Origin of the sequence: Cupriavidus sp. WGlv3 (genome assembly GCF_023952475.1) — a bacterium.
Classification (GTDB): Bacteria; Pseudomonadota; Gammaproteobacteria; order Burkholderiales; family Burkholderiaceae; genus Cupriavidus; species Cupriavidus phytorum.
This window is the reverse complement of sequence record NZ_JALHRX010000019.1, coordinates 20,774-33,172: the sequence shown is the minus strand read 5'-3', so window position 1 is coordinate 33,172 and position 12,399 is coordinate 20,774. Positions and strand designations below refer to the sequence as shown.

The 12,399-nt window shown below is 68.4% G+C and carries 15 protein-coding genes; 11 read left to right on the top strand and 4 right to left on the bottom strand.

The window, feature by feature from the left end:
• The first annotated feature begins 138 nt into the window (after nt 1-138).
• The 3 genes from MKD38_RS24660 to MKD38_RS24650 all read left to right on the top strand — a co-directional run bounded on the left by MKD38_RS24660 (nt 139) and on the right by MKD38_RS24650 (nt 1,884).
• On the top strand, nt 139-789 hold the full coding sequence (locus MKD38_RS24660; protein WP_252680970.1) for an MBL fold metallo-hydrolase: 651 nt from the start codon (nt 139-141) through the stop codon (nt 787-789).
• Nucleotides 790-793: 4 nt separating this feature from the next.
• Nucleotides 794-1,450, top strand: a complete 657-nt coding sequence (locus tag MKD38_RS24655; RefSeq protein ID WP_252680967.1) for a 3'-5' exonuclease family protein — start codon at nt 794-796, stop codon at nt 1,448-1,450.
• A gap of 206 nt (nt 1,451-1,656) precedes the next feature.
• Nucleotides 1,657-1,884: a hypothetical protein gene (locus MKD38_RS24650; RefSeq protein WP_115705439.1), complete on the top strand. Its 228-nt coding sequence runs from the start codon at nt 1,657-1,659 to the stop codon at nt 1,882-1,884.
• A 70-nt stretch (nt 1,885-1,954) separates the two neighbouring features.
• Here the strand turns inward: MKD38_RS24650 and arsC are convergent, their stop codons facing one another.
• On the bottom strand, nt 1,955-2,314 hold the full coding sequence (arsC, locus tag MKD38_RS24645; protein WP_252680964.1) for an arsenate reductase (glutaredoxin): 360 nt from the start codon (nt 2,312-2,314) through the stop codon (nt 1,955-1,957).
• Nucleotides 2,315-2,486: 172 nt separating this feature from the next.
• On the opposite strand from arsC, the gene MKD38_RS24640 reads away from it, so the two are divergent.
• The 3 genes from MKD38_RS24640 to MKD38_RS24630 all read left to right on the top strand — a co-directional run bounded on the left by MKD38_RS24640 (nt 2,487) and on the right by MKD38_RS24630 (nt 3,740).
• A complete protein-coding gene (locus tag MKD38_RS24640; protein ID WP_252680962.1) occupies nt 2,487-3,071 on the top strand; it encodes a GNAT family N-acetyltransferase in 585 nt (194 codons plus the stop codon).
• 97 nt (nt 3,072-3,168) lie between these two features.
• Entirely contained in the window at nt 3,169-3,453 is a 285-nt protein-coding gene (locus MKD38_RS24635) for an antitoxin of toxin-antitoxin stability system (RefSeq protein WP_252680959.1), read from the top strand.
• A complete protein-coding gene (locus MKD38_RS24630) occupies nt 3,450-3,740 on the top strand; it encodes a type II toxin-antitoxin system RelE/ParE family toxin (protein ID WP_111521247.1) in 291 nt (96 codons plus the stop codon). Before MKD38_RS24635 ends, MKD38_RS24630 begins: the two co-directional genes overlap by 4 nt.
• Nucleotides 3,741-3,818: 78 nt before the next feature.
• Here the strand turns inward: MKD38_RS24630 and MKD38_RS24625 are convergent, their stop codons facing one another.
• Nucleotides 3,819-5,087 (bottom strand): M20/M25/M40 family metallo-hydrolase, encoded by a 1,269-nt coding sequence (locus MKD38_RS24625; protein WP_252680956.1) that lies wholly within the window; start codon nt 5,085-5,087, stop codon nt 3,819-3,821.
• Between the two features lie 56 nt (nt 5,088-5,143).
• Nucleotides 5,144-6,400 carry an allantoate amidohydrolase gene (locus MKD38_RS24620; RefSeq protein ID WP_252680954.1) on the bottom strand — a complete coding sequence of 419 codons (1,257 nt, stop codon included), beginning with the start codon at nt 6,398-6,400 and terminating at the stop codon, nt 5,144-5,146.
• Between the two features lie 387 nt (nt 6,401-6,787).
• Here MKD38_RS24620 and MKD38_RS24615 point away from each other — a divergent pair, with 387 nt between their 5' ends.
• The 5 genes from MKD38_RS24615 to MKD38_RS24595 all read left to right on the top strand — a co-directional run bounded on the left by MKD38_RS24615 (nt 6,788) and on the right by MKD38_RS24595 (nt 12,019).
• Nucleotides 6,788-8,185, top strand: coding sequence for a C4-dicarboxylate transporter DctA (locus MKD38_RS24615; RefSeq protein ID WP_252680951.1), 1,398 nt, complete (start codon nt 6,788-6,790; stop codon nt 8,183-8,185).
• Between the two features lie 47 nt (nt 8,186-8,232).
• Nucleotides 8,233-8,925, top strand: a complete 693-nt coding sequence (locus tag MKD38_RS24610; RefSeq protein WP_012354232.1) for a GntR family transcriptional regulator — start codon at nt 8,233-8,235, stop codon at nt 8,923-8,925.
• 581 nt (nt 8,926-9,506) lie between these two features.
• Entirely contained in the window at nt 9,507-10,310 is an 804-nt protein-coding gene (locus MKD38_RS24605) for an SDR family oxidoreductase (protein WP_252680949.1), read from the top strand.
• Between the two features lie 55 nt (nt 10,311-10,365).
• Entirely contained in the window at nt 10,366-11,145 is a 780-nt protein-coding gene (locus MKD38_RS24600; RefSeq protein WP_252680946.1) for an enoyl-CoA hydratase-related protein, read from the top strand.
• Between the two features lie 40 nt (nt 11,146-11,185).
• Nucleotides 11,186-12,019, top strand: coding sequence for a crotonase/enoyl-CoA hydratase family protein (locus MKD38_RS24595; RefSeq protein ID WP_252680943.1), 834 nt, complete (start codon nt 11,186-11,188; stop codon nt 12,017-12,019).
• Nucleotides 12,020-12,028: 9 nt separating this feature from the next.
• Here MKD38_RS24595 and MKD38_RS24590 read toward each other — a convergent pair whose 3' ends face one another.
• A complete protein-coding gene (locus tag MKD38_RS24590) occupies nt 12,029-12,397 on the bottom strand; it encodes a DUF2784 domain-containing protein (RefSeq protein WP_252680941.1) in 369 nt (122 codons plus the stop codon).
• Nucleotides 12,398-12,399: the final 2 nt, after the last annotated feature.

The following is a 12,399-nucleotide window of genomic DNA, read 5'->3' as shown; positions in this document are numbered from 1 at the left end:
GCCTGCGAGGGGTACTCCACTGATCACATGGAAGCCGCCGGGCGGGCCCGACGTCCCGGGCGCTACAATCATGGGCACTGTCGCCGATCACGCCGCCAGGACGCCGGGTCCGGTACCCGCCGGCTATATAAGACCTCCATGAAAGCCCTGCTCATTCCCGTCACGCCCTTCCAGCAGAACTGTTCCTTGCTGATCGATGAAAGCAACGGCGCCGCCGCCGTCTGCGATCCCGGCGGCGACCTCGACCGCATCCGCGCGGCGGTGAAAGAGCAAGGCGTCACGCTGGAAAAGATCTTTCTGACGCACGGCCACGTCGACCATTGCGCCGGCGCCGCGGCGCTGTCGCGCGAACTCGGCATCCCGATCGAGGGCCCGCAGCAGGACGAGCGCTTCTGGATCGAGCAGTTGCCCGAGCAGACCCGCCGCTTCGGCTTCGGCCACGCCGAGAGCTTCGAGCCCGACCGCTGGCTCGAGAATGGCGACACCGTGCAGTTCGGCAACGAGACCCTGGAGGTCTACCATTGCCCCGGCCATACCCCGGGCCACGTGGTGTTCTTCTCGCGTCCCAACCGGCTGGCCGTGGTCGGCGACGTGCTGTTCGCGGGGTCGATCGGCCGCACCGACTTCCCGCGCGGCAACCACGCCGACCTGATCCGCTCGATCCGCACGCGGCTGTGGCCGTTGGGCGAGGACGTGACCTTTATCCCCGGGCACGGCCCGGTCTCGACCTTCGGCGAAGAGCGCCGCAACAACCCGTTCGTCGCCGATCACCTGGTCGACGCGGGCTGAGGCCATGGCCAAGCGACAAGCGCCCGATACCCGTCCCGAGATCTACGTCAGCACCGACGTCGAGGCCGACGGCCCGATCCCGGGCCCGCACTCGATGCTGTCTTTCGCCTCGGTGGCGATGCTGGCCGACAAGACCGTGCTCGGCACCTTCTCGGCCAACCTCGAAACCCTGCCCGGCGCCGCCGGCCACCCGGTGCAGATGCAGTGGTGGCAAACCCAGCCCGAAGCCTGGAGCGCCTGTCGGCGCGACCTGCAGCGCCCCGAGGATGCCCTGGTGCGCTATGTCGAATGGGTCGAGGCCCTGCCCGGCAAGCCGGTCTTCGTCGCCTTTCCGGCGGGTTTCGATTTCACCTGGATGTTCTGGTACATGATGCGCTTCGCCGGGCGCTCGCCATTCGGCTGGGCCGCGCTCGACGTCAAGACGCTGGGCTTCGCGCTGACCGGGCGGCCCTATCGCAAGACCGTCAAGGCGGCCTTCCCGGCCGGATGGATGGATCCGCTGCCGCACACCCACGTGGCGCTCGACGATGCGATGGAACAGGGCGCGCTGTTCTGCAACATGCTGGCGACGCTGCGGGACCGTGAAGCGGCACTGGCAGCACTGACGCCCGCAGAGGGAGTCAGCGCAAGCGTGCCCTCACCTCCGCCGACACAGGCCTGATCGGCTGTTGCGCCGCGCCAAGCGCGGCGGCATGTCCCTTGCAGGCCGCCGCTCGCATCCGGCGCCAGCCCGCCTATAGTAGAAGCGAATATGGCGTTACCGGGCGAAACGAGCCATGACTAACCGGCGCACTTGCGCAGCCACGCCATATGACGTTTGAGCCATCCTGCCCGGACCGCGCGGCGCCTGCCGAGGAGGTGTCGATCATGCGTTTCCCTACCGACCTGCACTTGAGAGACTTGGCCGGCCGGATCCATTGGCCGCATGCCACGCGGGACGCCACGCCCATTACCCATCGTCATTCCTCGGATGAGGACGCCGAAGTCGCCAAGGCCACGCTCTACATCAGCACCGTGACGCTGGTGGTGCTGCTGGTGGTGCTGGCGGCCATCGCTTTCGGTCAGGAGGCCATGCACTGGCTGGGTGTTCATTAGACGACCCTGCCTGAAGCAGACTGCCTCGCAGACCGGCCGGCCCCCACACACCGTGGGGGCCGGTTCTATTTCAGGCCAGCAGCGGCGCCACGTTCTCGGGCGGGCGGCCGATCGCCGCGCGGCGGTTGCGCACCACCACCGGACGCTGCAGCAGGATGGGGTTGTCGGCCATCGCCGCCAGCAGCTCGGCATCGGTCAGGCCGGGGTCGGCCAGGCCCAGTTCGGCATAGGGCGCTTCGTTGTCACGCAGCATCTCGCGCACCGGCACGCCCAGCAGGGTGTGCAACTGGCGCAGCGTCGACAGCGACGGCGGATCCTTCAGGTACTCCACGATCTCCACCGGCTCTCCCAGCCGCTCGGCGGCGGCCTGGACCAGGGCGAGGGTCTCGCGCGACTTGGAGCAACGGGGGTTGTGGTAGATGGTGATCATGGCAGGTCCTTTCTTGTCATGGCCGCGCCCCGTGGCGGGGCATCGGCACTAATGCGGTGCAAATTCACCCGCACTATATACAAGACCGCGGCCGCCGCGCAGCATGACGGGGTGCATCGCCACCGGCACGCATCGTGCGTGGCACCGGTTCTTGCCCCAGGCGCCATTTCCGATGACCTCCATTCCTGCTTCCATCACCACGCCACGCGACCCTGGCACGCGCCAGCCGTTTACGCTGCGCGACGCTACCCGCGCCGACATTGCCGCCATCCACGCGATCTACGCCCACCACGTGCAGCAGGGCCGCGCTTCGTTCGAGGAAGTGCCGCCGAGCGTCGACGAGATGCAGCTGCGCCTGCCCGAAGTGCACCGCAAGGGGCTGCCCTATCTGGTTGCCGAGCGCGACGGCGAGGTGCTGGGCTACGCCTATGCCTCGGCCTACCGCGCGCGCAGCGCCTACCGCTTCGCCATCGAGGACTCGATCTACATCGACCACCGCCGCGTCGGCGAAGGCCTGGGTCAGGCGCTGCTGGCCGCGCTGATCGCCCGCTGCGAAACCGGCCCGTGGCGCCAGATGGTCGCCGTGATCGCGTGCACCGCCGCCGGCGAAGGCGCGGGCTCGCTGGCCGTGCACGAACGGCTGGGCTTCCGCACCGTCGGCCGGCTGGAAGCGGTGGGGTTCAAGCACGGACAGTGGATCGATACGGTGCTGATGCAGCGGATGCTGGGTGCGGGGGCGGCGACGCTGCCGGTGTAGGCGGAATCGGCTGCAGCAAGTTCAGACGGGTCTTATCGCCATGCAGGTGTCCTGATATCGACAATGCCTATACTTTGTCATTACGAGGACACCGGAAATGCTTGTGTCGGAAGAAACCAAATTCACATTCACGCTGGACGCCCGGCTGCATGACGCGTTCATTGCCGAAGTCACGGCACAGGGACTCACGCCGTCGCAAGCGCTTCAGGACCTGGTGCGCGAGTTCCTCGACCACAGCGCCCGAAAGCGCGACTACGAGGTTTTCCTGCGCAACAAGGTAGAAGCTTCCCGCGCCTCGCTGCGTGACGCGGGCGGCATCCCCGCGGAACAGATCGAAGCGGAGTTTGCGGCCTGGCGCGCTGCGGCCCGGCGGCGGGCTTGAGGGCGGTCTGGACCGCACTGGCCAGGCGCGATCGCACACTGATCTTCGAGTTCATCGCTCAGGATGACGTCGAAGCTGCTGCCCGCCTGGATGAACGGTTTTTCCAGGCAGCGGAGCGCTTGTGCGCGTTCCCCGTGCTGGCGCCGGCCGGCAGCGTGCAAGGCACGCGTGAACTGGTGGTTCACGAACACTATCGCCTGATTTACGAGATCGAAGGCGATACGGTGCTGGTGCTGGCGTTGGTGCATACGTCGCGCTGTTGGCCGCCGGTCGAAGATCGGACCTGACCGGATCGTCCCAAAAGAACGCCACGGATACCTCCGTGGCGTCTTTCCATCAAAGCCCGGCGCCTGCGGCGCGCAGCCTTACTGCATCAGGTCCGACAGCGCCAGGGCCACCACCTTGGTGGCACGGTTCAGGTCGTTCAGGCGCAGGTTTTCGTCCGAGTTGTGGCCGCGGGCTTCCATCAGCGTGCGCGGGCCGGCACCGTACAGCACGGTGGGGATGCCGCGCTTGGTGTAGTGGCGCGCGTCGGTGTACAGCGGCACGCCCTGCACCGGGATCTCGACGCCGAAGACCGACTCGGCGCGGCTCTTCAGCGCGCCGATCAGCTTTTCCACGCCCGGCAGTTCCGACAGCGGCTCGGCCAGGATGATGCGCTCGACCTTCACTTCAATGCCCGGGCGGTCCTTGGCGGCTTGCTCGACCACGGCGCGGATCTCGCCCTCGGCGTCGAAGCCGATTTCCTCGGGGATCATGCGGCGGTCGACGCGGAAGGTCACCAGGTCCGGCACCACGTTGGTGTTGATGCCGCCCTTGATCAGGCCGACGTTCAGCGTGGCGGTGTCGATGCCCGGCACCTTCGACTTGCGCGTGGCCAGTTCCGCGCGCAGGCCATAGATGGCCTGCAGGATGTGGGTGGCGGCCTCGATCGCGTCGACGCCGGTGTGCGGCATGGCGGCGTGGCCCTGCTTGCCCTTCACGGTCACTTCAACGTGCAGGCAGCCGTTGTGCGACGAGGTGATGCCGTATGAGAACCCGGCCGAGATCGCATAGTCGGCCTTGCTCAGGTTGTTGTCCAGCAGGAACTTCGGGCCGATGTCGCCGCCGGTTTCCTCGTCATAGGTGAACTGCAGCTCGACCGCGCCGTTGATCTTCGCGCCCTGCTTCTCGGCTTCCATCAGCGCCAGCACGGCGTAGGTGTAGGTGGCGAAGTCCGACTTGGACACCGCCACGCCACGGCCGTACATGACCGGGCCGTGCTCGCTGTTGGCGATCTCGCCGCCGTACGGGTCCTTGGTCCAGCCCAGGCCGGGGGGCACCACGTCGCCGTGGGCGTTCATGGCGATGACCGGGCCGCCCGTGCCGAACTGCTTGCGCACGATCAGGTTGGTGGCGCTGATCATGCCGGCGGCCTTGACCTGCTCGTCGGGCACCTTGTGGGCCTCCACCGTGAAACCCAGGCCCTCCAGCAGTTCCTTGGCGCGCTTGCCGTGCGCGTCGCAATCGCCGGCCGGGTTGTCTGACGGCACCTTGACCAGTTCGGCCAGGAAGGCTTCCTGCTGCGGGCGGTGCTGGTCGATGAACTGCGTCAGCGTGGTTTCGATGGGGTTCATATTGTCTCGTGCGGTCATGACTTGTTCTCGTAACAACAGAAGGAGGTTCGGGCGGGGCTTCCGGGCGCGCTGGCTTACTGCGGCAGCCGGAAGTGCTCGACGAAATCGCTGAACACGCGCGCGGACAGTGCGGCATCCTCGGCGGTCATGGTTTCGGTGGGATGGTGGCTGATGCCGCCGTTGCCGCAGCGCACGAACAGCATGGCGACATCGGCGATGGCGGCAATGGCCATGGCGTCGTGGCCGGCGCCCGACGGCAGGTGGCGCACCGGCACGCCCTGGCGGGCAATGGCGGCGGCCCATTGCTCTTGCAGCCACGGGGCGCAGGGAACGCTCCTGGCCTCGTGGGTCTTGCGGATCTGCGCGCGCACGTTGCGGCGCGCGCAGACGCGCTCGATCTCGGCCAGCACGTCGTTGACGGCGGCCTCGCGCTCGGCGTCCTCGCCGGCGCGGATGTCGATGGAGAACACGGCGCGGCCCGGCACCACGTTGGTGGCGCCGTTGGGCACGTTGAACTGGCCCACGGTGCCGACCAGGCCCGGCTTGCCGCCGCAGCGCTTCTCGATATACAGGCCGATTTCGGCGCCGGCCATGGCGGCGTCGCGGCGCATGTCCATCGGCACGGTGCCGGCATGGCCGGCCAGGCCTTCGAGTTCGACCAGGAAGCGGGTCGCGCCGGAAATCGCGGTCACCACGCCCACCGGCAGGCCTTCGTTCAGCAGCACCGGGCCTTGCTCGATATGCACCTCGATAAAGGCCGCCACCTTGCTACGGTCATGCTTTGCCGCGGGCAGCGCGGCGGCGTCGAACCCGGCTTCGCGCATCACCTCGCGCATGGTCTTGCCGCTGTCGTCGAGGTTGTCCAGCACGTTGTTGTCGAAGGTGCCGGCGATGGCGCGGCTGCCCAGCAGCGTGGCCTTGAAGCGCACACCCTCTTCCTCGGCGAAGCCTACTACCTCGAGCGCGAACGGAAAGCGCTTGCCCTGCCGGTTCCATTCCGCCACGCAGGCGATCGGCAGGATCACGCCCAGGTTGCCGTCATAGCGGCCGGCGTCGCGCACCGTGTCGAAATGCGAGCCGGTCAGCAGGGCCGGCGCGTCGGGCGTGGTGCCCTCGTAGCGGCCGATCACGTTGCCGGCGGCATCGCGGCGCACCGTCATGCCGGCCTGCTGCATCCACTCGGTCAGCTGCGCGGCGGCGCCGTGGTGGGCCTGGGTCAGGTAGGTGCGGGTGAGCATGCCGGGCTGCTCGGTGTGGACGGCCAGGGCGTCGGCCCAGGCCATGATGCGCGTGCCAGTCTCTGCGGCGGACGGCGACGGATTTGCTGCCATGCGTGTCTCCTGCTGGAAGTGCGTGAAAGCCGCGGCGGCGTGGCTGGCGGGGTGCCAGTGCGGGCTGGGGCGCCCATGGCCGAAGCTCTATTCTGTGCGATTCATGGTAGCACAGTGAATTCAAAAATTGCATACAAAAATGATATGCACTATATTCGCTTCCACGTTCAGACAATCCGCCGCGGACAATCCGGTCCGGACAGCGGATGGCGTGGGATCCGTCCCAACAGGGGGGGCTGCCCACGCGGTGGCGTACTCCCGACCCGGAGTCCCGCCCGGAACGTAAGGCCGGCAGCCCAATCCAGCCGTCAGAGCACGGGCCGCCGGTGATTCCTGGATCGAAATGGGCCGGCCAGCGCACAGGACCGGCCCCGCACGGAGACAACCATGCAGCACGCAGTTCCCTCGCAGCAGCGCCCGGGCAGCCCCCGCCTGCACACCCGCTTTACCCGCTCGCTGTTCGGCCAGGTGCTGATCGCCCTGGTGATCGGCACGGCGCTCGGCCTCGCCTTCCCCGAGTTCGCCGCCAAGCTCAAGCCGCTCGGCGATGCCTTTATCAAGCTGATCAAGATGCTGATCGGCCCGATCGTGTTCTGCGTGGTGGTGGCCGGCATCTGTGGCGCCGGCGAGCTGAAGAAGGTGGGCCGCGTCGGCATCAAGGCGGTGGTGTATTTCGAGATCGTCACCACCATCGCGCTGGCGCTGGGCATCGTGCTCGCCTACGTGTTCCAGCCGGGCGTGGGCATGAACGTCGATCCCCGGTCGCTCGACGCCTCGGCCATCGCCGGCTTTATCGACAACGCGACCAAGGTCAAGGACCAGGGCACGGTCGACTTCCTGCTCAAGCTGATCCCCAACACCGTGTTCGGCGCCTTCGCCAACGGCGACGTGCTGCAGGTACTGGTGGTGTCGATCCTGTTCGGCTGCGCGCTGTCGCTGGTGGGCGAGCCGGGCCGGCCGCTGGTCAGCCTGATCGATACCTTCTCGCACACGCTGTTCAAGATGATGGGCTTCATCATCAAGCTGGCGCCGCTGGGCGTGCTGGGCGCGGTGGCGTTCACGGTCGGCAAGTACGGCATCGGCTCGCTCAAGCAGCTGGGCTTCCTGGTGCTGCTGTTCTACGGCGCGGTGATCGTGTTCGTGCTGGGGGTGCTGGGCGGCATCATGCGCGCGTGCGGCTTCTCGGTGATCAAGCTGATCCGCTACCTGCGCGCCGAGCTGCTGGTGGTGCTGGGCACCGCCTCGTCCGACAGCGTGCTGCCGCAGGTGATGAAGAAGCTCGAGTTCATGGGCGTGAAGAAGTCGGTGGTGGGCCTGGTGATTCCGACCGGCTACTCCTTCAACCTGGACGCGTTCTCGATCTACCTGACGCTGGCCGCGGTCTTTATCGCGCAGGCGACCAACACGCCGCTGGCGATGGCCGACCTGCTCGGCATCCTGGCGGTGGCGCTGATCACCTCCAAGGGCGCCCACGGCATTCCCGGCTCGGCCATCGTGATCCTGGCCGCGACGCTGTCGGCACACCCGGCGATCCCGGCGATCGGCCTGGTGCTGGTGCTGTCGGTGGACTGGTTTATCGGCATCGCGCGCGCGCTCGGCAACCTGATCGGCAATTGCGTCGCCACCGTGGTGGTGGCCGCGTGGGAGAAGGACATCGACCGCGCCCGGGCCCATGGCGTGCTGAACGGCACCATCGAGGCGACCGACCTGGATGCCGGCCTGGCCGCGATGGCGCAGGACGCCGCCACTCCGGCCATCGTGCCGGGCCCGGTCGCTGGGCGCTAGAATCACGCATCTCCCCAACCGCGCAGCCTCTGCGCAAGTGCGCTGCCATGCCCGAGCATATCGATCCTGACATGACCGCCGAAGCGATCGCCGACGACATCGTCGCGGCCATCGTTTCGCACCGCCTGCCGCCCGGCACCAAGCTGCGCGAGGAGGCGCTGGCCAGCGTCTACCGCGTCAGCCGCACCAAGGTGCGCGCGGCGCTGCTGATGCTGTCCAAGGACAAGGTCATCCAGATCGTGCCGGACAAAGGGGCGTTCGTGGCCAAGCCCAGCGCCGAGGAAGCGCGCGAGGTATTCGCCGTGCGCCGCATCCTCGAAGCCGCGCTGGCGCGCGAATTCGTCGCCAAGGCCACCGCCGCCGACTACAAGCGCATCGACCGCCACCTGGCGGCCGAGCGCAAGTCGCTGGCGGGCAACGATGCCCAGGTGCGCACCCGGCTGCTGGGCGACTTCCATATCGTGCTGGCAGAGGTGGTCGGCAACGGCGTGCTGACCGAGATGATGCGCGAGCTGTCGGCACGCAGCGCGGTGATCACCATGCTGTACCAGTCGCGCCGCGACGCGGCCTGCTCGTCGGACGAGCACCGCGAGTTTATCGAGGCCGCCCGTGCCGGCGATGTCGAGCGCGCCGTCACGCTGATGGTGGACCACCTGGGCCACGTCGAAGGCGCGCTGCATTTCGAGGAAACCGCGCCGGTGGCGCGCGGCAAGGACCTGGTCGCCGCGCTGCTGGCCTAGGCGCCTGCTCCGCCCTTCCCCCTCTCCGTCGTTGGTGCCGGCCGCTTGACGTGAGTCAAAGCACCCCGGGCCGCCCGCGCGCAAACTTCATCTCGCCATGAAGACGCGGGGGCGCACTTCATGAGCACTTGCCTGCCGGCACCTCATCGTCGACAGGCTGCCCGCACGCTGCAACGGTGTGCGGGCTTTCTTTTTTCTGAGGACGGGGTTCCGCGACGCCGAATGGCGCGCTGCCCGGCGGCCTCTAACCCGTGCCGTCCCGCACCGGTTTTTCCCTTTTCCGACAGCAGGTTGCGGTGCGCCGCGCCCACGCTCGGGATTGCCGCGTGGTCGTGCCGTGTGCGCCTGGCGCGCGCGTCCGCGCCCGCCCTGCGTGAAAAACGAATCCCGCCTTCGGGTTAGGATGCCGCAGGCCCCGCCAGAGGCCCGCGCCGCCCCGCCACGCTGTTGGGGCAGCCGCACACGATAACAATCACAGGGAGACCGCCATGCGCCATCGCGCGATACCTGCCGTGCCGTCGCACCGCCGGCGCTAGCCCTCGCCTGAATCCGCCCTGCTTCCCGATCGAAAAGGACTTCCCATGCCCAGCGCCTTCCGCCCCGACGCCTTTGCCGGCAAGACCGTATTCGTCGCCGGCGCCTCATCCGGCATCAACCTCGGCATCGCGCACGGCTTTGCGCGCGCCGGCGCCCGGCTGGCGCTGATCAGCCGCACCGCCGAGCGCATCCAGGCCGCGGCCGACACCATCACCGCAGCTGGCGGCACCGCCATCGGCATGGCCGCCGACGTGCGCGACTACGCCGCGGTCGAGGCCGCCTTTGCGCGTGCGCAGGACGAACTGGGCCCGATCGACGTGGTCATCTCGGGTGCCGCCGGCAATTTCCTTGCGCCCGTGGTCGGCATGTCGGCCAATGCCTTCAAGACCGTGGTCGATATCGACCTGCTCGGCACCTTCAACGTGTTCCGCGCCAGCTTCGATCACCTCAACAAGCCGGGCGCGTCGCTGATCGCGATCACCGCGCCGCAGGCGGTCAACGCGATGATGTTCCAGGCCCATGCCTGTGCCGCCAAGGCCGGCATCAACATGCTGATCAAGTGCCTGGCGATGGAATGGGGCCCGGCCGGCGTGCGCGTGAACGGCATCTCGCCCGGCCCGATCGCCGACACCGAAGGCATGGCGCGACTGGCGCCGACGCCCGAGATGGAGGCCCGCTACAAGGCGCGCCTGGCGCTGCGCGACTACGGCACCAAGGACGACATCGCCGACGCCGCGATGTACCTGAGCAGCGACAACGCGCACTACGTCACCGGCACCATCCTCGACTGCGACGGCGGCAGCAAGCTGGGCGACGCCTCGGCCGACGCGCTGAAGAAGCCGCAATAGCCCGGCTGCACCGGATATCCGCACCCGCAACGACCCAGAAACCAGGAGAACCACCATGACGGCAACCGTCCTCTACCAAGCCAGCGAAGGCGTGGCCACGCTGACCCTGAACCGCCCGGAGGTGCTCAATGCACTGAACGCCGACATCCTGCGCGAACTGCGCGAGGCCGTGGACCGCGCCGCGGCCGATGCCGAGGTGCGCGCCGTGCTGCTGACCGGCGCCGGCCGCGGCTTCTGCGCCGGCGCCGACCTGGCCGCGCGCCAGGGCGGCGGCGTGTCCGATTCCGGCACGCTGCTGCGCGAGCGCTATCACCCGATCATCATGGCGCTGCGCGAGATGCCCAAGCCGGTCATCACCGCGGTCAACGGCGTGGCGGCCGGTGCCGGCATGAGCCTGGCGCTGGCCGGCGACGTGGTGCTGGCGGCGCGCTCGGCCAGCTTCCTGCAGGCGTTCTCCAAGATCGGCCTGATCCCGGATGCCGGCAGCACCTACTTCCTGCCGCGCTATGCAGGCGAGATGCGCGCCCGCGCGCTCGCTATCCTGGCCGAGAAGATCGACGCCGAAGAAGCCCACCGCATCGGCCTGGTGTGGAAGGTCCATGACGACGCCGCGCTGCGGGACGAGGCCGGCAAGCTGGCCCGCCACCTGGCGACCATGCCGACCATGGCCTACGCCATGATCAAGCAGGCGCTCAACCAGAGCCTCGGCAACGACCTGGCCGCGCAGCTGGAAGTGGAAGCCACGCTGCAGTCGCGCGCAAGCCGCAGTGAGGACTGCCAGGAAGGCGTGGCCGCCTTCGTCGAGAAGCGCAAGCCGCAGTTCAAGGGCCGCTGAGCGCGGCGACTGCCACCACCGCCACTTCCAAGGAGCCCGCATGAGTGCCAGCAATGAACGTATCCTCGTGACGATCGAAGACGGCGTCGCCGACGTCCGCCTGAACCGCCCCGACAAGATGAACGCGCTCGACCAGGCCATGTTCGATGCGCTGATCGAGACCGGCGCGCAGCTTGCGCGCCTGCCGGACCTGCGCGCGGTGGTGCTGTCCGGCGAAGGCCGCGCCTTCTGCGCCGGGCTCGACATGGGCCGCATGGCCGGCATGCTGTCGGACGATGCGGGCGCGTCGCAGCACGACAGCATCGGCGCCGGCCGGCTCGGCCAGCGCACCCATGGCATCTCCAATCGCCCGCAGTACGCCTGCATGGTCTGGCGCGAGCTGCCGGTGCCGGTCTTCGCCGCGGTGCATGGCGTGGCCTTTGGCGGCGGTCTGCAGGTGGCGCTGGGCGCCGATGTCCGCTACGTGGCGCCGGATGCCAGGCTGTCCGTGATGGAGCTGAAGTGGGGGCTGGTGCCCGACATGGCGGGCATGGTGCTGACGCGCGGGCTGGTGCGCCCCGATGTGCTGCGCGAGCTGATTTACAGCGCGCGCGTGCTGAGCGGCACCGAGGCGTGCGAGCTGGGACTGGGCACCTACCTCGCCGACGACCCGCGCGCCGCGGCGCTGGCCGCCGCGCGCGAAGTCGCGCAGAAGAATCCGGATGCGATCCGCGCCGCCAAGCGGCTGATGGCGGTGGCGGAGCGCGGCGACCACGCCGCCATCCTGCAGGCCGAGTCCGACGAGCAGGACCGGCTGGTGGGCTCGCCCAACCAGCGCGAGGCGGTGCTGGCCAACCTGGAGAAGCGCGCGCCGCGCTTCAAGCCGGCAGGCTGAAAACAGCTCTCAGTGGTGGCGCCGCCGGCGCCACCACAGCGCATAGATCGCGACGTTCACCACCAGCACCACCAGGCCCAGCCACAACTGCACTGATGGCGTCAGCCCCGCCGGATAGATCATCGGCAACAGGTAGCGCTCGACAAAGCCGCCGCTGTAGCCGGCCTGCCCGGCAGCCCGGCGCAGCGTGTTTTCCAGCGGCGTCAGCGGGCAGATCCAGCCCGCCCATTCGATCAGCACGCCCCAGACCGCGGCGGGCAGGTGCACCCACGCGGCCCGCGGCCAGCGCAATACCAGCAGGCCGCCCGCCACCACGAACACGATGAACAGCGCGTGCGCGATGACGACGAGGTCGGCCAGCCAGGCGGTGATCGGCATCG

Bases quoted from the DNA above. Each gene is read 5' to 3' on its own strand.
- MKD38_RS24635 (WP_252680959.1), top strand. From the start codon at position 3,169: ATGCTTGTGTCGGAAGAAACCAAATTCACATTCACGCTGGACGCCCGG.
- MKD38_RS24590 (WP_252680941.1), bottom strand. From the start codon at position 12,397: ATGCCGATCACCGCCTGGCTGGCCGACCTCGTCGTCATCGCGCACGCG.
- MKD38_RS24660 (WP_252680970.1), top strand. From the start codon at position 139: ATGAAAGCCCTGCTCATTCCCGTCACGCCCTTCCAGCAGAACTGTTCC.
- MKD38_RS24655 (WP_252680967.1), top strand. From the start codon at position 794: ATGGCCAAGCGACAAGCGCCCGATACCCGTCCCGAGATCTACGTCAGC.
- MKD38_RS24605 (WP_252680949.1), top strand. From the start codon at position 9,507: ATGCCCAGCGCCTTCCGCCCCGACGCCTTTGCCGGCAAGACCGTATTC.
- MKD38_RS24610 (WP_012354232.1), top strand. From the start codon at position 8,233: ATGCCCGAGCATATCGATCCTGACATGACCGCCGAAGCGATCGCCGAC.
- MKD38_RS24640 (WP_252680962.1), top strand. From the start codon at position 2,487: ATGACCTCCATTCCTGCTTCCATCACCACGCCACGCGACCCTGGCACG.
- MKD38_RS24595 (WP_252680943.1), top strand. From the start codon at position 11,186: ATGAGTGCCAGCAATGAACGTATCCTCGTGACGATCGAAGACGGCGTC.
- MKD38_RS24625 (WP_252680956.1), bottom strand. From the start codon at position 5,087: ATGACCGCACGAGACAATATGAACCCCATCGAAACCACGCTGACGCAG.
- MKD38_RS24600 (WP_252680946.1), top strand. From the start codon at position 10,366: ATGACGGCAACCGTCCTCTACCAAGCCAGCGAAGGCGTGGCCACGCTG.
- arsC (WP_252680964.1), bottom strand. From the start codon at position 2,314: ATGATCACCATCTACCACAACCCCCGTTGCTCCAAGTCGCGCGAGACC.
- MKD38_RS24615 (WP_252680951.1), top strand. From the start codon at position 6,788: ATGCAGCACGCAGTTCCCTCGCAGCAGCGCCCGGGCAGCCCCCGCCTG.
- MKD38_RS24620 (WP_252680954.1), bottom strand. From the start codon at position 6,400: ATGGCAGCAAATCCGTCGCCGTCCGCCGCAGAGACTGGCACGCGCATC.
- MKD38_RS24650 (WP_115705439.1), top strand. From the start codon at position 1,657: ATGCGTTTCCCTACCGACCTGCACTTGAGAGACTTGGCCGGCCGGATC.